The organism is Streptomyces paromomycinus (assembly GCF_003865155.1).
In the GTDB taxonomy this organism is placed as follows: domain Bacteria; phylum Actinomycetota; class Actinomycetes; order Streptomycetales; family Streptomycetaceae; genus Streptomyces; species Streptomyces chrestomyceticus.
The window spans coordinates 4,288,308-4,306,889 of sequence record NZ_BHZD01000001.1 but is presented as its reverse complement, the minus strand read 5'-3'; the positions used below and the strand labels follow the sequence as shown (position 1 = coordinate 4,306,889).

The 18,582-nt window shown below is 73.6% G+C and carries 17 protein-coding genes; 8 read left to right on the top strand and 9 right to left on the bottom strand.

Annotation, left to right across the window (positions count from 1 at the left end):
* Positions 1 to 70: 70 nt before the first annotated feature.
* From cseC to OEIGOIKO_RS17875, 5 genes are all read right to left on the bottom strand, one after another.
* Complete coding sequence (cseC, locus tag OEIGOIKO_RS17895) at positions 71 to 1,372, bottom strand: two-component system sensor histidine kinase CseC (RefSeq protein ID WP_125054914.1); 1,302 nt, start codon at positions 1,370 to 1,372, stop codon at positions 71 to 73.
* A gap of 8 nt (positions 1,373 to 1,380) precedes the next feature.
* On the bottom strand, positions 1,381 to 2,091 hold the full coding sequence (gene cseB / locus OEIGOIKO_RS17890) for a two-component system response regulator CseB (protein ID WP_125054913.1): 711 nt from the start codon (positions 2,089 to 2,091) through the stop codon (positions 1,381 to 1,383).
* Positions 2,092 to 2,100: 9 nt separating this feature from the next.
* Positions 2,101 to 2,703 carry a hypothetical protein gene (locus OEIGOIKO_RS17885; protein ID WP_125058762.1) on the bottom strand — a complete coding sequence of 201 codons (603 nt, stop codon included), beginning with the start codon at positions 2,701 to 2,703 and terminating at the stop codon, positions 2,101 to 2,103.
* 122 nt (positions 2,704 to 2,825) lie between these two features.
* Complete coding sequence (locus OEIGOIKO_RS17880; RefSeq protein ID WP_030023568.1) at positions 2,826 to 3,377, bottom strand: SigE family RNA polymerase sigma factor; 552 nt, start codon at positions 3,375 to 3,377, stop codon at positions 2,826 to 2,828.
* A gap of 311 nt (positions 3,378 to 3,688) precedes the next feature.
* A complete protein-coding gene (locus OEIGOIKO_RS17875; RefSeq protein WP_125054912.1) occupies positions 3,689 to 4,636 on the bottom strand; it encodes an HhH-GPD family protein in 948 nt (315 codons plus the stop codon).
* Between the two features lie 194 nt (positions 4,637 to 4,830).
* On the opposite strand from OEIGOIKO_RS17875, the gene OEIGOIKO_RS17870 reads away from it, so the two are divergent.
* Positions 4,831 to 5,325, top strand: a complete 495-nt coding sequence (locus tag OEIGOIKO_RS17870) for a pyridoxamine 5'-phosphate oxidase (protein WP_125054911.1) — start codon at positions 4,831 to 4,833, stop codon at positions 5,323 to 5,325.
* 55 nt (positions 5,326 to 5,380) lie between these two features.
* Here the strand turns inward: OEIGOIKO_RS17870 and OEIGOIKO_RS17865 are convergent, their stop codons facing one another.
* The gene (locus OEIGOIKO_RS17865) at positions 5,381 to 5,965 is read right to left on the bottom strand and encodes a phosphatase PAP2 family protein (RefSeq protein ID WP_125054910.1); all 585 of its coding nucleotides are present in this window, start codon (positions 5,963 to 5,965) and stop codon (positions 5,381 to 5,383) included.
* Between the two features lie 239 nt (positions 5,966 to 6,204).
* Here OEIGOIKO_RS17865 and OEIGOIKO_RS41620 point away from each other — a divergent pair, with 239 nt between their 5' ends.
* Positions 6,205 to 7,020, top strand: coding sequence for a hypothetical protein (locus tag OEIGOIKO_RS41620; RefSeq protein WP_170251739.1), 816 nt, complete (start codon positions 6,205 to 6,207; stop codon positions 7,018 to 7,020).
* Positions 7,021 to 7,130: 110 nt separating this feature from the next.
* Positions 7,131 to 8,114 (top strand): NAD-dependent epimerase/dehydratase family protein, encoded by a 984-nt coding sequence (locus tag OEIGOIKO_RS17850; RefSeq protein WP_125054907.1) that lies wholly within the window; start codon positions 7,131 to 7,133, stop codon positions 8,112 to 8,114.
* 58 nt (positions 8,115 to 8,172) lie between these two features.
* Here OEIGOIKO_RS17850 and disA read toward each other — a convergent pair whose 3' ends face one another.
* Together disA and radA are read right to left on the bottom strand one after the other, a co-directional pair.
* On the bottom strand, positions 8,173 to 9,327 hold the full coding sequence (gene disA / locus OEIGOIKO_RS17845; RefSeq protein ID WP_031005685.1) for a DNA integrity scanning diadenylate cyclase DisA: 1,155 nt from the start codon (positions 9,325 to 9,327) through the stop codon (positions 8,173 to 8,175).
* Positions 9,328 to 9,600: 273 nt separating this feature from the next.
* A complete protein-coding gene (gene radA, locus OEIGOIKO_RS17840; RefSeq protein ID WP_125054906.1) occupies positions 9,601 to 11,013 on the bottom strand; it encodes a DNA repair protein RadA in 1,413 nt (470 codons plus the stop codon).
* 233 nt (positions 11,014 to 11,246) lie between these two features.
* Here radA and OEIGOIKO_RS17835 point away from each other — a divergent pair, with 233 nt between their 5' ends.
* A complete protein-coding gene (locus OEIGOIKO_RS17835) occupies positions 11,247 to 13,139 on the top strand; it encodes a sigma-70 family RNA polymerase sigma factor (protein WP_125054905.1) in 1,893 nt (630 codons plus the stop codon).
* Positions 13,140 to 13,161: 22 nt separating this feature from the next.
* On the opposite strand, the gene OEIGOIKO_RS17830 is transcribed toward OEIGOIKO_RS17835, so the two are convergent.
* The gene (locus OEIGOIKO_RS17830) at positions 13,162 to 14,004 is read right to left on the bottom strand and encodes a hypothetical protein (protein WP_125054904.1); all 843 of its coding nucleotides are present in this window, start codon (positions 14,002 to 14,004) and stop codon (positions 13,162 to 13,164) included.
* A gap of 93 nt (positions 14,005 to 14,097) precedes the next feature.
* On the opposite strand from OEIGOIKO_RS17830, the gene OEIGOIKO_RS17825 reads away from it, so the two are divergent.
* The 4 genes from OEIGOIKO_RS17825 (at position 14,098) to ilvD (ending at position 18,551) form a co-directional block, all read left to right on the top strand.
* Entirely contained in the window at positions 14,098 to 15,030 is a 933-nt protein-coding gene (locus OEIGOIKO_RS17825; protein WP_125054903.1) for a Ppx/GppA family phosphatase, read from the top strand.
* 57 nt (positions 15,031 to 15,087) lie between these two features.
* Positions 15,088 to 15,900: a sugar phosphate isomerase/epimerase family protein gene (locus OEIGOIKO_RS17820; protein WP_125058761.1), complete on the top strand. Its 813-nt coding sequence runs from the start codon at positions 15,088 to 15,090 to the stop codon at positions 15,898 to 15,900.
* Complete coding sequence (locus OEIGOIKO_RS17815; RefSeq protein WP_125054902.1) at positions 15,897 to 16,535, top strand: TetR/AcrR family transcriptional regulator; 639 nt, start codon at positions 15,897 to 15,899, stop codon at positions 16,533 to 16,535. Before OEIGOIKO_RS17820 ends, OEIGOIKO_RS17815 begins: the two co-directional genes overlap by 4 nt.
* Positions 16,536 to 16,700: 165 nt before the next feature.
* The gene (gene ilvD / locus OEIGOIKO_RS17810; RefSeq protein ID WP_125054901.1) at positions 16,701 to 18,551 is read left to right on the top strand and encodes a dihydroxy-acid dehydratase; all 1,851 of its coding nucleotides are present in this window, start codon (positions 16,701 to 16,703) and stop codon (positions 18,549 to 18,551) included.
* Positions 18,552 to 18,582: the final 31 nt, after the last annotated feature.

The following is an 18,582-nucleotide window of genomic DNA, read 5'->3' as shown; positions in this document are numbered from 1 at the left end:
ACCGGTCCGGCGGTCGGCCCGGTCCGGCGGTCGGCCCGGTCCGGTGGCCGGCCCGGTCCGGTGGCCGTCCCTACCGGTCCGGCAACTGGATGACCGGGAAGCTGCCGGTGTTCGTCGGGGCGTTCTCCGGCAGCCACAGGACGGAGACCGCGCCGGTGGAGCCGTCCGTCAGCTCGTCCGCGTTGCGGAACGTCAGCCGGGCGCCCAGGACGCGGGCCTGGCCCGCCGCGATGGTCAGGCCGAGACCGTGACCGCGCCCGGCCCGGTCGCTGCTGCCGGTACGGAAGCGGCTGGGGCCCTCGCGCAGCAGGGCCTCGGGGAAGCCCGTGCCGTGGTCGCGTACGCGCACGACCCGGCCCTCGACGGTCACCTCGATCGGCGGCTTGCCGTGCCGGGCCGCGTTCGCGATGAGGTTGCCCAGGATGCGCTCCAGGCGCCGCGGGTCGGTGGAGACCTCGGCGTCCCGCAGGATCTCGATCTTGATGTCGGCGTTCAGAGCCCGCACCCGCCGGGTGACGAACTCGCCGAGCGGCACGTCCTGCAGTTCGGCCCGCTCCGCGTAGCCGTCCAGCCGGGCCACCTCCAGCACGTCCTCGACGAGGGTGCGCATCGCCTGGGCCCGGTCCCGTACCAGCTCCGAGGGGCGGCCCGGCGGCAGCAGCTCGGCCGCCGTGAGCAGCCCGGTGACCGGGGTGCGCAGCTCGTGGGCGATGTCGGCGGTCACCCGGCGCTCCGCCTCGATGCGCTTCTGGAGCGCGTCGGACATCGCGTCCACCGCCCAGGCCAGGTCGTCCGTCTCGTCCCGGATACGGCCGCCGACCTCGTCCCGGATGCGGACGGAGGTGTCGCCGTCGGCCAGCTTGCCGGCCGCCGCCGCGGCCTTGCGCAGCCGCTGGGACAGCCGTCCGCCGATCAGCACACCGAGCGCGCAGCCGCCGACCACGACCGCCGTCGAGCCGATCAGCAGCGCCTGGTCGAGGTCGTCGAGGACGGCGAACCGGTCGGGGAAGTAGCCCTCGATGGACAGCACCCGGCCGCCCGCGACCGGCGCCGCGGCCCACACCTTGGGCGTGGTCTGGCCGGTGTCCTCCAGGTAGGTGGCCCGCTTGCCCTTGGCGACCTCGTCCCGCAGCTCCTTGGGCAGCGCCGGGTCGTCCAGCTTCGCGCCGAAGCGCAGCTGGTGCGTGGATTCGTAGATCTTCTGCGTGAAGTTGAGGCGTTCGGTCTGCACGTCGCGGCTGTTGTCCAGCATCGAGCCGCGGGCCGCGTTGTGCACGACCAGGCTCAGCGCGATCGCGACCAGCGCTCCGACGAGCGCGATCGCGGCGCTGAGCTTCCACCTCAGACCGGTCCGCAGGGCGAGCCTGACCACCGCAGGAGTCAGCCTCTCAGCTTGTAACCGAAGCCGCGGACCGTCTCGATGCGGTCCTGGCCGATCTTGCCGCGCAGCCGCTGGACGTGGACGTCCACGACCCGGGTGTCACCGCCCCAGCCGTAGTCCCAGACCCGCTCCAGCAGCCGGTCGCGGGAGAGGACCGTACCGGGCGAGTTGGAGAACTCCAGCAGCAGACGCATCTCGGTGGGCGTCAGCGCGACCGGCTGGCCGCCTTTGCGCACCTCCATGCCCTCCGTGTCGACCTCCAGGTCGCCGAAGCGCAGCACGGCCTCGGCGGGCGCGGCCGCCTCCGTGGCGGCGGCGCCCGAGCCGTCCGGCCCCGAGGCGTGCCCGAAGCGGCGCAGCACCGCGCGGATCCGGGCGACCAGCACGGCGCCGTCGAACGGCTTGGTCACATAGTCGTCGGCGCCGGCCTCCAGGCCCAGCACCACGTCGATGGAGTCGGCCCGCGCGGACAGCATGATCACCGGCACGGTGGACTCGTCCCGGATGCGCCGGCACAGGCTGACGCCGTCCAGGCCCGGCACCATCACGTCCAGCAGGGCGATGTCGGGCCGGTCGGCGCGGAACGCCTCCAGTCCCGCCAGCCCGTCGGGCATGGCGGTGACCACGAAGCCGTCCCGCTCCAGCGCGAGCTGGGTCGCCTCGCGGATGACGTCGTCGTCCTCGACGAAGAGCACATGGGTATCGGCCATGCGGTGTTCTCAATCCTCCGGTGCGGGTTCCGGGGTCGCGGTCTCCGTGCCCCCGTTGTTGCTGTAGTCGGTGTGGTACCGGGCGTACTCGACGAAGCGGCCACCCGTCCAGCGGTAGGTCATCACATCCTCGCCGGAAGCGCAGCACACCTTGTCGCCGGTGTCGTAGGTCTGCTTGGAGACCTCCAGTTCCCCCTTGTTGACGCCCGCGCGCACCGAAGGCTGCTCGTCGGCGAAGACATTCTCGTACGTCCCGCCCTTCTTACGGTAGACGTACGAACCGATGCCGACCGAGTCCGCACAGGTCATCACGTTCACCACGACGTCGGGGTCCTTGCCGTGGGTGAGCGCGGCGTAGGTGACCTCGACCGGGTACTCCTCGGCGGCGCACGGCTTGCCGAGCGACTTCTTGACGTCGTCGCCGACCTTCGGGTCGTGCCGCACCAGGTCCACCGCGTCGACCTTCTCGTACGGGGCCGACACCGAGGGCGACGGGGACGGCGCGTGGACCGACCGGCCCGTGCTCGCCGGCGGGCTGCCGGCCGTGCCCTCGGTCCGCACCCCCTCGCCACCGGGATTGCACCCGGCCAGCAACAGCGAAAGGGCGGCCACTCCCGCGAGGGCCGCTCCGCCGCTGGTCCGCCGGACGGTGCTCCGTCCTCCGGCCGGCCTGTTCCTGGTCAAACCGCTCCCGCTCACAGTCCCTCTGGCTAAGCCACCGGTACCGCAGCCGGTCAGGCCGCGCACCGCTCCCGCTCCTGCTCGCCGCGCTCCAGCATCCGCGCGTCGATGTCGCGATTCTCCAGCTCCTGGCGCAGCCGGGCCAGGGCCCGGTGCAGCGTGCTCTTGACCGTACCGGTGGACATGCCCAGCGCCGCCGCGGTCTCCTCCGTGCTCATCTGCTCCCAGTGTCGCAGCACGACCACGCTGCGCTGCTTGGGCGCGAGCACCCCGAGGATGTCCATCAGCAGCGCCCGGTCGGCGCGCTGCTCGGTGCCGTCGTCGACGCTCGCGTCCGGGAGCTGCTCGGTGGGCACCTCCTCCAGCTTGCGGGCGCGCCACCACTCCGTCCGCGTGTTGATCATGACGCGGCGAAGGTAGGCGTCGGCCAGCGACTTGTCGGCGATGCCGTCCCAGCGCCCGTACGTACGCACCAGGGCCGTCTGGAGCAGGTCCTGGGCGTCGACCGGGTCGGGTACCAGGCGCCGGGCGCTGCGCAGCAGGGCCTCCTGCCGCGTCCGCACGTACTCTTCGAAGTCCAGTACCTTGCCGCCGCTGGTCGCCATCCCGACGCCTCCGATCCGCTTGCGATTCCCCACGTTGACCGCGCTGGTGGTCATCTCCAGCACGAGGAAGACGCTACGGAGGGGGTGTTGCGGCGTAATGTGCGAGGGCCCCACAAGGAGTGCACGGAAAACCGTCGGTTGTGTAACAGCCCCCCGGGGGTCATACCTCCGGCTGACGGGGGCCCGGGTCGGGTCATCCTCCTGGGGGACAGCCGGAGTGGCCGGAAGAGCTAGGAGCGGGCCCGGGAAGCGGTGACGCGGACCGCGCCGTCACCCGGCTGTCACAGAGCGCCCAGCACGGCCCTCACGTCTCACGACGTGCTCCGGCCGAGCGGCAGGCGGTACATGCCGCCCGGCAGCGGCTCCACCAGGCCGTCCGAGACAAGACCGTCGAGCGCCCGCGCGCGCTGCACCGGCTCGTCCCACACCGTGTCCAGCACCGCCTGCGGGACGGCTCCGACGGCTTCCCGCAGTACGGCGAGGAGCTTGCCGCGCACCTGGCGGTCCGTACCGGCGTACGTCTGACCGCGCCGCGGCGGCCCGTCGTGCGCGGGCGAACCCGCCAGCCGCCAGGCGCACTGCGCGGAGATCGGGCAGCGCACACACTCCGGGCCGCGGGCGGTGCACACCAGCGCGCCCAGCTCCATCGTGGCGGCAGCCCACTTGGCGGCGGTCTCCTCGTCCTGCGGCAGCAGCGCGCGGGCCAGCTTCCGCTCGGCGGCCGTGGTGGCGTTCGGCGGGTACTGCTGGCCGGAGACTGCGCGCGCGAACACCCGGCGGACGTTGGTGTCCAGTACGGCGTGCCGCTGTCCGTACGCGAAGGACGCCACGGCCGCGGCCGTGTACTCGCCGACGCCCGGCAGTGCGAGGAGCTGCGCGTGATCGCGCGGTACGTCGCCGCCGTGACGCTCCTGTATGGCGGAGGCGGCGGCGTGCAGGCGCAGCGCGCGCCGCGGATAGCCGAGGCGGCCCCAGGCGCGCACCGCCTCACCGGGCGGCTCGGCGGCCAGGTCGGCGGGGCGCGGCCAGCGCGCCAGCCACTGCTCGTACACCGGCAGCACTCTGCTGACCGGCGTCTGCTGCAGCATGAACTCGCTCACCATCACGCCCCAGGCGCCCGCCTCGGGGCGGCGCCAGGGCAGATCGCGGGCGTGCTCGTCGAACCAGTCGGTGACGGGGCCGTGCAGCCGGGCCCCTTCGGCGGCTTCGTTGGCGGCGGTGACAGCGGCGGCGCCGGTGGCGGCAGGAGTGGAAGTCATGGCACTGCCGATCCTGGCACGACGGCGCTCCGCCGTGAAACGCACGGGGCGCGCGCCACGTTGCGCCCACCCGCTCGCGGGAACGCCGGGCCGGTCCGGCCCGGGCCCGGCAGGGCCACTGAAGGCACGCGGAACGGGAGGGACGAGGATGTCCCCATGATGTGGACAACGACGGGACCGGCGGGAGAACGGCGATGACCACCACGGCGACCACCGAGGGTGACTGCCCGGACGCGATCCGCCGGGCCCTGGCCGCCCATACGACGCTGACCCTCGCGTACACCGACGACGAGGGCCCGCAGGCGTGCGCCGTGCTCTACGCCACCGCGGACGGGCCGGCGCCCTCCCTCGTCCTGGTCACCGCCGATTCGACCCGGCACGGCCGGGCCTTCGCACGGGCCGCCGACGCCGGGGACGGCGCCCGCGTCGCCTTCACGGCCCAGCGCGACGGCCAGGAGTGGACCGCGCTGACCGGGGTGCAGGGCCGGGGCTCCTGCCACCGGCTGGCGGGCGCGGACCGGGCGGCCGGGTGGCGTACGTACCTGGAGCGTTTCCCGTTCGTCGCGGCCGACGAACGGCTCGGCGCGGCACTGGAACGGACCGCACTCTGGGAAGTCCGCCCGACCTGGCTGCGGTTGATCGACAACGGCCGCGGCTTCGGGCACAAGGAGGAGTGGCACGCGCCGTGAGGCCACGGCCTGCCGAGGGGCGCCCCGAGGGGCGCCCCTGCCCCGGGAGGACCGGTCAGGCCCGTACCAGGATCTTCCAGCGTCCCGCTCCCAGGCGCACGACCAGAGAGGTCAGCGGCCCGGCGAGCAGCGTCACACACAGCGTGGCGGTCAGAGTGCCCAGCGCCAGGCCGGCCACCACGTCGTGCGGGTAGTGCGCACCGACGAACACCCGCGAGAAGCCGGTCAGCAGCGCGATCGGCAGTACCAGCCAGGCCAGCGCGCGCCAGGCGAAGACGATGCCGACGGCCAGTGCCGCCGCGATCGTGGAGTGGTTGCTGGGGAAGGACCAGTCGCCCTGGGGCGGGCACGGGACGATGGAGGCGGCGGCGCCCGCCACGGCCCGGCAGGGCCGCTCCTCGTTCACGAAGCTCTTGACGATCTCGCTCACCAGATACGCGACCGCCGTGGCTATCGGCACCAGGATCGCCAGCGCGACCAGCCGCTCCTCCCCCTTCCGGGACCGCCACCAGCCGACTACGGCCAGGGCCATGAGCAGCAGGATGCCGCCTTCGGTGCCTCCCGCGGCCAGTGAGTGGACCCAGCCGGGAGTGTCGTGCGCGAAGTCGGTGACGTCGCGATAGAGATCGGTGCTGTACATGAACGCATACGGTACGGACTGTTACGGGAAAGCCGCACCTGACCACCGTCGGGGGAAACCCCTGACGAAAGTGGGTGGCCGGGGGCGGGTGCGGGCCGGGCGGCGGCCCGCCGTGGATCACTTCGGGGCCGCCGCGCCGGAGCCACCGCGCCCCGCTCCGGAAAGATGATGTGAAAAGTTGCTGCTTCCTGCGGCGGGTACTGGCCGGTGTGACACCTGATCTCTCGTAGAGTTTCCGCGTGGGATCTCTGCGCAATCCGATCGGGCCGCTTCCCTCCTCCATCTACTGGCGGCGGAGGGCCGTTGCGCTGGCCGTCCTCGTCATGCTCGTCCTGTTGGTGGTGTGGGCCGTCAACTGGACCGGCAACGACGGGAAGACCGGCGACGAGGGCAAGGGGCGGGGCGGGCCGGGACCCGCGACGTCCATCACACCGGGCCCGAACGCGACGGATTCCGGGAACGACCAAAAACCGGGCGGCCGCGACGAGTCGGGCAGCGGCGGCTCCGCCACCGGCTCCGGAGGCGCGGCCGGCAGCGGCGCCGGCACGGGTGGCTCCGGCGGCGGTACGGGCGGTGGCGGCGCCTCGGGCGCCGGTGGCGGCGGCCCCATAGGGAAGGGTGACGGCGCCGTGGCGGCCGGCTCGGCGCTCGCGAACTGCGCGGCCGACAGCACCGAGTTGACGCTGCGCAGCCTGAAGGAGACCTACGCGCCCGGCGAGACGCCCACGTTCGAGGTCACGATCGAGAATTCGGCCGACAGCGCCTGCAAGGTGGACCTGGGGCGCGGCTACGCGGCCCTCACCATCAGCGGCCCCACCGACGACGAACGGGTGTGGTCCTCCGGCGACTGCCCGCCGGGCGGCGGCGGCACCGCGCCCGTGCAGGTGCCTGCGGGCGGCTCGGTCAAGCGGACCGTGGAATGGGACCGCAAGCCCAGCAACTCGGAGTGCGCGACGGCCGCCGCCAAGGCCGTCGGGCCCGGTACGTACCAGGTCGAGGCCAAGGTCGGCGGACTGGACGCGGTACGCGCCGAGTTCACCCTGGCCAAGGACTGACCCACTGCCAAGAGGCCTTCCCGGCACGGCGGGCCGGGCCGGGACGGTACCGATTGCGCTGTGAGCGTGAGCTGTTCCACTGCCGCCCGTGATCGGGGACAGTCGGCTCCATGAAGCTACTGATACTGGGCGGAACGGAGTTCGTGGGACGAGCGGTCACCGAAGCGGCGCTGGCCCGCGGCTGGCAGGTGACGGTCTTCCACCGTGGACAGCACGCAGCGCCGGCGGGGGCGTCCGCCGTACGGGGCGACCGCACCGACCCGGCCACCCTCGCCGCGCTCGCCGACAGCACCTGGGACGCCGTGGTGGACACCTGGGCCTGGGCGCCGACCGCGGTGCGCGACGCCGCCCGGCTGCTGGCCGACCGGGCCGGACGGTACGTGTACGTGTCCACCGGCTCGGTGTACCGGCACCCGGCCGGACCCGGGCACACCGAGGCCAGTCCGCTGGTGGAGGGCTCCCCGGACGCGGACGCGGTGGCGTACGCGGAGGACAAGCGCGGCGGCGAACTGGCCGCGCTGGCGGCCTTCGGGGAGGACCGTACGGTGCTGGCCCGCGCCGGACTGATCCTCGGCCCCTGGGAGAACATCGGCCGGCTGCCCTGGTGGCTGACGCGCATCGCCCGCGGCGGACCGGTGCTCGCGCCCGGACCGCGCGACCTGGGCCTGCAGTACATCGACGTCCGTGACCTGGCCGAGTGGGTCCTGCACGCCGCGGAGACCGGTCTGTCCGGCCCGTACAACCTCATCAGCGAGCCGGGCCACACCACGATGGGCGAGCTGCTGGAGTGCTGCGTGCAGGTCACCGGCTCCGACGCCGAACTGCGCTGGCACGGACCGGAGGACGTCCTCGCGGCCGGGCTGACCCCCTGGACCGAGCTGCCCCTCTGGCTGCCGCCGGGTGAGCTGTACGACGCCATCCACCGCGGCGACCCGGCCAAGGCGCACGCGGCGGGGCTGCGCTGCCGGCCGGCCGCGGAAACGGTCGCCGACACCTGGACGTGGCTCCGGAAGCTGGACGGCCCGCCCCCGCTGCGGCCCCGGCAGCCGGTCGGGCTGGCGCCGGAGAAGGAGGAAGCGTTCCTGCGGGGGTGAGCCGAGGCCGGCGGCGTGCGGGCGTCCGGACGCCCGCACGCGGTACGGCGCCGCGCGCCTACACGTACCGTTCGAGGATCGACGACTCCGCCAGCCGGGACAGGCCCTCGCGTACGGACCGGGCGCGGGCCTCGCCGACCCCGTCCACCGCCTGGAGGTCGTCCACGCTCGCCGCGAGCAGCTTCTGCAGCCCGCCGAAGTGGTCGACCAGCCGGTCGATGACGGCGCCCGGCAGCCGCGGCACCTTCGCCAGCAGCCGGAAGCCGCGCGGCGAGACCGCCGAGTCCAGCGTCTCGGGCGAGCCGCTGTACCCCAGCGCGCGGGCCACGATGGGCAGTTCCAGCAGCTCGGCGTGGCTGAGCGCGTCCAGTTCGGACAGCGCCTCCGGCACCGTACGGGAGCGCTTGGCCGTCGGCTCGGGAACGTAGTCGCGGGCCACCAGCTCGCGCTCCGGCTCGACGCCCGCGATCAGCTCGTCCAGCTGGAGGGAGAGCAGCCGGCCGTCCGTGCCCAGCTCGACCACGTACTCGGCGATCTCGGTCGCGATCCGGCGCACCATCTCCAGCCGCTGGGCGACCGCGGTGACGTCCCGGACCGTGACCAGGTCCTCGATCTCCAGCGCGGACAGCGTGCCGGCCACCTCGTCCAGCCGGAGCTTGTAGCGCTCCAGCGTCGCCAGGGCCTGGTTGGCGCGGGACAGGATCGCCGCCGACTCCTCCAGGACGCGGCGCTCACCGTCCACGTACAGCGCGATCAGCCGCATCGACTGGCTGACCGAGACGACCGGGAAGCCGGCCTGTATCGAGACGCGCTGCGCGGTGCGGTGCCGGGTACCGGTCTCCTCGGTGGGGATGGAGGCGTCCGGGACCAGCTGCACACCGGCCCGCAGGATCTTGGTGATGTCCTTGTCCAGGACCAGCGCGCCGTCCAGCTTGCACAGCTCGCGCAGCCGGGTCGCGGAGAACTCCACGTCCAGCACGAAGCCGCCGGTGCACATCGACTCGACGGTCTTGTCGAAACCGAGGACGATCAGACCGCCCGTGTTGCCGCGCAGGATGCGCTCCAGGCCGTCCCGCAGCGCGGTGCCGGGCGCCACGGCGCTCAGCGAGGCGCGCATCAGGCCCTCCGTGCCGCCGCTGTCGCCCGACCTGCGGGCGGGCGGCCCCCAACCGGACCTGCCACCAGACGACGATGCCCGGTCGTTGGCTGCCACTGCACTCCTCCGTCGCAAGGTCTGTCGGTGCCGCAGGCCGCCCGGCAGATGCCTTGGTCACGCAGCTCACGGGCTGCGCGGGCCGACGGCATGACTTCATTGACAGGCGAGACCGGGGCAAAGTCTACCGGCGCCCAGGCTAGAGGCTGTCTGCAAAGTCACGCCGTCCGCCCGCGCGGCGGCCGTGTCCCCGCGCGTCCGCCGCGCGCGCACGCCTGACCGGCGGGGCCGACGGCGCGGCCGCCGCCCCGCGCGGAGCGTCGTCACCGGCGGCTATCCGGCCGCGGCCGTCTCGCGCGGCGGCTCCCGGCGCGGCCGCTTGGGCAGCACCCGCAGCGCCTCGCCGACGTCGGCCACCTCCAGCACCCGCATGCCCGCCGGAATCTTGCCCGGGTCGGCCGGGACCAGGGCGTGGGTGAAGCCGAGCCGGGCCGCCTCGGCCAGCCGCCGCTGCACCCCCGTCACCCGCCTGACCTCGCCCGCCAGGCCCACCTCGCCGATCGCGACCAGGTTCTTCGGCAGCGGGCTGTCGCTGGCGGCGCTGGCCAGCGCGAGCGCCACGGCGAGGTCGGCGGCCGGTTCGGTCAGCTTCACACCGCCGACCGTGGCGCTGTAGATGTCGCGCTTGCCGAGGGCGGCGATCCGCCCGCGCTGCTCCAGTACGGCCAGCATCATCGAGACGCGGGAGGTCTCCAGGCCGGAGGTGGTGCGGCGGGGGGAAGGGATCTGCGTGTCGACGGTCAGCGCCTGCACCTCGGCGACCAGCGGGCGGCGGCCCTCCAGGGTGACCGTCAGGCACGTACCGGGCACCGGCTCGTCGCGGCGGGTCAGGAAGAGGCCGGACGGGTCGGCGAGTCCGGTGATGCCTTCGTCGTGCAGCTCGAAGCAGCCGACCTCGTCGGTGGTGCCGTAGCGGTTCTTCACACCGCGCACCAGGCGCAGCCGGGCGTGCCGGTCGCCTTCGAAGTTCAGTACGACGTCGACCAGGTGCTCCAGCAGGCGGGGGCCCGCGATGGCGCCGTCCTTGGTCACGTGGCCCACCAGCAGGGTCGCCATGCCGCGCTCCTTGGACGCCCGGATCAGGGCACCGGCGACCTCGCGGACCTGCGCCATGCCGCCGGGCGCGCCGTCGATCTCGGGCGAGGCCACGGTCTGGACGGAGTCCACGATCAGCAGCGACGGCTTGACCGAGTCCAGATGGCCCAGGACGGCGGACAGGTCGGTCTCGGCGGCGAGGTACAGGTGGTCGTCGATGGCGCCGATGCGGTCGGCGCGCAGCCGCACCTGGCTCGCGGACTCCTCACCCGTCACGTAGAGGGTGCGGTGGTCGGCGTTCGCGGCCTTGGCGGCCACGTCCAGCAGCAGCGTGGACTTGCCGACGCCGGGCTCGCCGGCCAGCAGCACCACGGCGCCCGGCACCAGGCCGCCGCCCAGTACGCGGTCCAGCTCGTCGACACCGGTCGAGCGGGCGGTGGCCTGGCGGCCGTCCACCTGGCCGATGGGCAGGGCCGCCGTCGTGACACGGCCGGGCGCGGTCGTCCGTACGGCGGGCGCGCCGCCGAACTCCTCGACGGTGCCCCACGCCTGGCACTCCGGGCAGCGGCCGAGCCACTTCGCGGTGGTCCAGCCGCATTCGGTGCAGCGGTACGAGGGCCGCTCCTTGGCCGAGGATTTACGAGTCGCCATGGAGTTCACCGTAGTCGCGGGGTGTGACAGCGCAGGGGCCGGGAGGCGGCGGGGGCGGGCGCTCGGGCGTGCCGTGGGGGGCGGACGGGGCCCGCGATCGGGGTATGTGTCTCCGCGACGCACGTGAAACCCGGCTCCGGTGTCCCCTTTTGAGGGAGAACATCACCCGTATGGATTAAAAGTGTCCATGCGGCGCGATAGTGCCTGCATCATCCGCCTACCGTCGCCGGGTGATGAGCAGCAGGTCCGATCACCCCACGCACGCCACCGGCGCACACCGGGCGGCCGCCGGCCGTGGCGCCGCCGCTCAGCGCCATGACCGGCCGCGGCTTCCCGAGCGGTACGAGCCCCACTTGGACGGGCTGTTCACCTACTGTCTGTCCGTCCTGTGCGAGCACGACGCGGCGACCGCCGTCCTCGGCGAGGTGCTCGCCGTCGCCGAACGGCACCACGGCCGGCGGCCGCCCGATCCCGGCCTGTACCGGTCCTGGCTGTACGCACTGGCCCGGTGGGCCTGCCTGCGGCGGCTGGTCGACCGCGTACCGGACGGCGGCCCGGCGCCCGAGAGCGGCCCGGCGCCCGGCACTCCCACCCCGCCCGGCACGGGAACGACCTCCGGCACGGGAACGACCTCCGCCACGCACACCCCCCCCGGCACGGAAACGACGTACGGCACCGGAGCGTCGTCCGCCCCGGGCGCCGCGCCCGCCATCCCTGGGCCGTCCGGCGAGGCCGCCGAAGCGGCCCGGCAGCGGCGCGAACTGGCCGGGCTGGCCTGGCCCGAAGCCGCCGGGACGACCCCCGAACAGCGCGAGGCGCTGGAGCTGTCCGTACGCCACCGCCTGTCCGCCGAGGAGGTCGCGGCGGTCCTCGGCGGCGACACCGACGCCACCCGGGCCCTCCTGGCCACCGCCGCCTGCGAGGTCGAGCGCACCCGTGCCGCGCTCACCGTCGTCGAGTTCGGCCGCTGCCCGGACGTCGCGCAGCTGGCGGCCGACACCCAGATGCTGCTCGGCGGCGCCCTGCGCCGGGAGCTGGTCCGGCACGTGGACGACTGCGCGGAGTGCCGCCGTACGGCCGAGCGGGCCACCGCGCACGGGCCCTGGCCGGGCACCGCGCCCCTCGATCACGGCGCGCTGCCGCTGGTCACCGCTCCGCGTACGGCCGTGCGCACCGCCATGGCGGCGGCGCGGGATTCGCGTTCGGGGCGTGCCGAAGGAGTGGCGGGCGCGGGCGTCTTCGTACGCTCCGGGCGTGCGGGGCGCACGGGTGGCGCAAACGGTTCTCCACGCTACGACCGGCGCGGATTCCCCGTCCGGCCCAAGGACCCGGCGGCCCGCCGACGCCGGCTGCGCACCCGGGCCGTGACCACGACCGTCATCGCCACCGTTCTCGCGGCGCCGGTGCTCGCCCTGTGGGCCGCCTACCGGGGCGCGCCCCTGACCGGCGAGAGCGAGGGCCCGTCGGTGTCGGCCGGCGACCCGGGCAGCGGCCCCTTCGACGGCCATCCGTACGAGAACGCGGGCAGCGCGCGTACGCCCACCGCGCCGCACCTGTTGTCGACGGGCAACTGGCCGGCCGGCCCCGATGTCTCGGTGCAGGTCGTGGGCGCGGACGGCACGCTGCTGCGGCCCGGCGAACCGGACCGTTCCGGCACCGGCCCCGGGCGGCTGACCGTCACCGCCGCACCACGTGGCGCAGCCACGGCCGTCACCCTCACCGCGTCCGGCGGGGAGCCGGTGCACTGGTCGGCGCGGACGGGCGCGCCGTGGCTCCGGCTGAGCGCCGCGGCAGGCGTACTGCGGCCGGGGGAGTCCACCACGCTTCTGGTGTCCGTGGACCACGGCCGGGAACCGGACGGCTACTGGAACGCGCGGGTCACCCTGGCACCAGGGGGCACGACGGTGACGTTGGAGGGGTGGGGCCAGGGGAACAGCGGCCACTGGCCGGGGCACCCGAGGCCGACGGGTCCCGGCCCCCGGCCCGAGCCGACGGCACCGGCCACCCCGACGCGGGAGCCGACCGGCGAGCCGCCGACATCCCCGACGCCGAGCCCGACGCCCACACCCACCACCCAGGAGCCGACGACGGGCCCGAGCCCGTCCCCCACCCCGTCCGCGGAGTGACCGCCGCAGGGGCGCGCGGCCCCTACTTCGGGTCCGCCGGATGCGGCGCCATCGGCAGCGTCGCCGCCAGCCGCTCCTCGCACAGCTCCACCAGGCGGTCGTACCCCTCCTTGCCCATCAGCTCGGTCAGCTCGGGCCCGTAGGACACGTACACCGGGTCGCCCGCGCCGTGTGCGGACGTCGCCGACGTGCACCACCAGTGCAGGTCATGGCCGCCGGGGCCCCAGCCGCGGCGGTCGTACTCGCCGATGCTGACCTCCAGGATCCGCGTGTCGTCGGGCCGGTCGATCCACTCGTACGTACGGCGGACCGGCAGCTGCCAGCAGACGTCCGGCTTGGTCTCCAGGGGCTCGCGGCCCTCGCGCAGCGCGAGGATGTGCAGCGAGCAGCCGGCCCCGGCCGGGAAGCCGGGGCGGTTCTGGAAGATGCACGAGCCCTTCCAGCGCCGGGTCTGGCGGTCGCCGTCCTCGTCCTCCTGGGTCCAGCCGGTGGACGTGCCGACGTCGTGGAACTGCCACAGGTCCGGTGTGAGGCGCGCCACGTGCTCCGCGACCCGCTGCTCGTCCTCCTCGTCGGAGAAGTGCGCGCCGAGCGTGCAGCAGCCGTCGTCCGCGCGGCCCGCCTCGATGCCCTTGCAGCCGCTGCCGAAGATGCACGTCCAGCGGGAGGTGAGCCAGGTCAGGTCGCAGCGGAAGACCTGCTCGTCGTCGGCGGGGTCGGGGAAGGTGACCCAGGCGCGGGCGAAGTCCAGGCCGCCGACCTCGTCGGCCCGAGCCCCCTGTGCCTGCGCCGCCGCCCGCGCGGCACGCTGCTTTTCCGCCTTCTTCAGGGCTTTTTCCTGCTTCGCCTTGTTCGTCTTAGCCACTGTTCCAGCCTAAGGCGACCGGCCGCTGCCGAAGTCGCTCCACGGTCGGGGGCTCGCCGTCGGTTCCCGGCCGCCCGCAGTAGGTTCGACGGTATGAGACTCGGAGTCCTCGATGTGGGGTCGAACACGGTCCATCTGCTGGTGATGGACGCGCACCCGGGTGCGCGCCCGCTGCCCGCCTACTCGCACAAGGCGGAGCTGCGGCTGGCCGAACTTCTCGACGAGGACGGCGCGATCGGTGACGCGGGCGTGGACCGGCTCGTGGCGACGGTACGGGCGGCGGTCGAGGTCGCGGAGGACAAGGGCGTCGAGGACGTCCTGCCGTTCGCCACCTCCGCGGTCCGCGAGGCGTCCAACGGCGAGGAGGTGCTGCGCCGGGTCGCCCGGGAGACCGGCGTGGAACTGCGGGTGCTGTCCGGTGAGGACGAGGCCCGGCTGACGTTCCTCGCGGCCCGCCGCTGGTTCGGCTGGTCGGCGGGCCGGCTGCTGGTGCTGGACATCGGCGGCGGCTCGCTGGAGATCGCGTACGGGCTGGACGAGGAGCCGGACGCGGCGGTGTCGCTGCCGCTGGGCGCTGGCCGGCTCACCGCGGCCGACCTGCCGGGCGATCCGCCGGAGGCGGAGGACATCCGGGCGCTGCGCAAGCGCGTACGGGCCGAAATAGCCCGGGTGGTGAGCGATTTCACGCGCTTCGGCACGCCCGACCACGTGGTCGGCACCTCCAAGACCTTCAAGCAGCTGGCCCGTATCGCCGGTGCCGCCCGGTCCGCCGAGGGGCTCTACACCCAGCGTGAGCTGGACCGTAAGGCGCTGGAGGAGTGGGTGCCGAAGCTGGCCGGGATGACCGGCGCGGAGCGGTCCAGGCTCCCCGGTGTCTCCGAGGGCCGCTCGGGCCAACTGCTCGCCGGGGCGCTGGTGGCGGAGGCCGGGATGGACCTGTTCGGCGTGCGCACGCTGGAGATCTGCCCGTGGGCGCTGCGCGAGGGCGTCATCCTGCGCCACCTCGACCACCTGCCCGCGAGGTAGGGGCGTGGCCGACACCCGTCGGCGGCGGCCCGTACCCTGTCCCTCGTGACGGAGCCAGTGGTGCGCATCCCGGATGCGAAGGTCGCCCTGTCCACGGCCTCGGTGTATCCGGAGTCGACGGCGACGGCCTTCGAGATCGCCGCGCGCCTGGGCTACGACGGCGTCGAGGTCATGGTGTGGACCGACCCGGTCAGCCAGGACATCGAGGCGCTGCGGCGGCTCTCCGACTACCACGGGGTGCCGATCCTGGCCGTGCACGCACCGTGCCTGCTGATCACGCAGCGGGTGTGGTCCACGGACCCCTGGGTGAAGCTGCAGCGCGCGCGGAACGCCGCGGAGAAGCTCGGGGCCTCGACGGTGGTCGTCCATCCGCCCTTCCGGTGGCAGCGCAACTACGCCCGCGAGTTCGTACGCGGAGTGTGGCGGATGGAGAGCGAGACGGACGTACGGTTCGCCGTCGAGAACATGTACCCGTGGCGCTACCGGGACCGCGAGATGCTGGCGTACGCGCCGGACTGGGACCCGACCAAGGACGACTACCGGCACTTCACCGTCGACCTCTCGCACACCGCCACCTCGCGCAGCGACGCCCTGGACATGGTCGACCGGATGGGCGAGCGCCTCGCGCACATCCACCTCGCCGACGGCAACGGCTCCAACAAGGACGAGCACCTGGTGCCGGGCCGCGGCTCGCAGCCCTGCGCCGAGCTGCTGGAGCGGCTCGCCGCCACCGGCTTCGACGGGCACGTCGTCGTGGAGGTCAACACCCGGCGCGCGATGTCCGCGGCCGAGCGGGAGGCGGACCTCGCGGAGGCGCTGGCCTTCACCCGGCTGCACCTGGCGTCGCCGACGTGGGTGCCGGGGTCGTGACGAGCGGCGGTACCGGCGCCGGGGGTACGGCCCCGGCCCGCAGGCGCGGCCGCCCGCCCCGTACGGAGGCCGGGGACGGGCCCGGTGCCCGGGAGCGCATCCTGACCGCGGCCCGCGCCGAGTTCGCCGCCCGCGGGTACGAGAAGACCTCGGTCCGCGGCATCGCCAAGGCCGCGGACGTGGACCCGGCCCTGGTCCACCACTACTACGGCACCAAGGAGCAGGTCTTCGCGGCGGCCGTCGAGATGTCCTTCGCGCCCGCTCTGAACGCGCCCGAGGCCGTCCTCGAAGGCGGCCTGGACGGTGTGGGCGAGCGGCTGACCCGTTTCGTCTTCGGCGTCTGGGAGAACCCGGTCACCCGCGAGCCCCTGCTGGCGATCGTGCGCAGCGCCCTCACCAACGACGTGGCCGCCGCGGTCTTCCGCAAGCTCGTCGCCCGCCAGCTGCTGCGCCGGATCGCCGGCGAGCCGGCCGTCCCGGACGCGGACCTGCGGGCCGAGCTGGCGGCGGCGCAGCTGGTGGGGACGGCGATGCTGCGGTACGTGATCAAGCTGGAGCCGCTGGCCTCGGCGGACCCGGAGCGGATCGTCGCCCGGGTGGCGCCGGTGGTGCAGCAGCACCTGACCGGGCCCTGACCGGGGCGGGCGCGCTCGCGGCCGGTGTCCGCCCAGCGGTCGTCCGTCTCACATGCCGGAGAAGCTGTCCAGATCTTGGAGCCGGGGCGTAGGCTCGACTGATTCACGTCCGTACGCGCACTGGGCGTACGAGAGATGTACACACACCCGAGGGAGTGGATCCACGTGCCCGAGCTGAGGTCCCGCACCGTCACCCATGGCCGCAACATGGCCGGCGCCCGCGCGCTCATGCAGGCGTCGGGCGTAGCGCGCGAGGACTTCGGCAAGCCCGTGATCGCCGTGGCCAACAGCTTCACCGAGTTCGTGCCGGGCCACACCCACCTCCAGCCGGTCGGCCGGATCGTGAGCGAGGCGATCAAGGCGGCCGGCGGCATCGCCCGCGAGTTCAACACCATCGCGGTGGACGACGGCATCGCCATGGGCCACGGCGGCATGCTCTACTCCCTGCCGTCCCGCGATCTGATCGCCGACTCCGTCGAGTACATGGTCGAGGCGCACTGCGCGGACGCGCTGATCTGCATCTCCAACTGCGACAAGATCACCCCGGGCATGCTGATGGCCGCGATGCGGCTGAACATCCCCACCGTCTTCGTCTCCGGCGGCCCCATGGAGGCCGGCCGCGCCACCCTCGTCGACGGCACGGTCCGAAAGCTGGACCTGATCAACGCGATCTCCGACGCGGTCGACGAGAACGTCTCGGACGAGGACATCCTCCGCATCGAGGACAACGCCTGCCCGACCTGCGGCTCCTGTTCGGGCATGTTCACCGCCAACTCGATGAACTGCCTGACCGAGGCCATCGGCCTGTCGCTGCCCGGCAACGGCTCGGTGCTGGCCACCCACACCGCCCGCAGGGCGCTGTACGAGAACGCCGGCCGCACGGTCGTGGAGATCACCAAGCGGTACTACGACCAGGACGACGCGACCGTCCTGCCGCGCAGCGTCGGCTCCCGCGCCTCCTTCGAGAACGCCATGGCCCTGGACATCGCCATGGGCGGCTCCACGAACACGATCCTGCACCTGCTGGCCGCCGCCCAGGAAGCCGGTCTCGACTACGACCTGGAGGACATCAACGCCGTCTCGCGCCGGGTGCCCTGCCTGGCCAAGGTCGCGCCGAACGTCGCCCCCGGCGGCACGTACTACATGGAGGACGTGCACCGGGCCGGAGGCATCCCCGCCATCCTGGGCGAGCTGTACCGGGCCGGGCTGCTCAACGAGGACGTGCACACCGTGCACAGCTCCTCGATGGCCGACTGGCTCAAGACCTGGGACGTCCGGGGCGGGTCCCCGTCCCCCGAGGCCGTCGAACTGTGGCACGCGGCCCCCGGCTGCAAGCGCTCCGCCACCGCCTTCTCCCAGTCCGAGCGCTGGGACAGCCTCGACACGGACGCCGCGGGCGGCTGCATCCGCGACTTCGCCCACGCCTACTCCGCCGACGGCGGCCTGGCGGTCCTCAAGGGCAACCTCGCCGAGGACGGCTGCGTCGTGAAGACCGCCGGCGTCGACGAGTCGATCTGGACGTTCGAGGGCCCGGCCGTGGTCTGCGAGTCGCAGGAGGAGGCCGTCGAGAAGATCCTCGGGAAGCAGGTCAAGGAGGGCGACGTGGTCGTCATCCGCTACGAGGGCCCCAAGGGCGGCCCCGGCATGCAGGAGATGCTCTACCCGACGTCCTTCCTCAAGGGCCGCGGCCTGGGCAAGGCGTGCGCCCTGGTCACCGACGGCCGCTTCTCCGGCGGCACCTCCGGCCTGTCCATCGGCCACGCCTCGCCCGAGGCGGCGTCCGGCGGCACCATCGCCCTGGTCGAGGACGGCGACCGCATCCGTATCGACATCCCGGACCGCACCATCGAACTCCTGGTGCCGGAAGCCGAGCTGACGGCCCGCCGGGAGGCGCTGGGCGGCGTGTACGCGCCGAAGAAGCGCGAGCGCAAGGTCTCGCAGGCCCTTCGCGCGTACGCGGCGATGGCCACCAGCGCCGACAAGGGCGCGGTGCGCGACGTGACGAAGCTGGGCTGAGCCCCCTCCGTAACGCCTCCTGAGGGCTCCG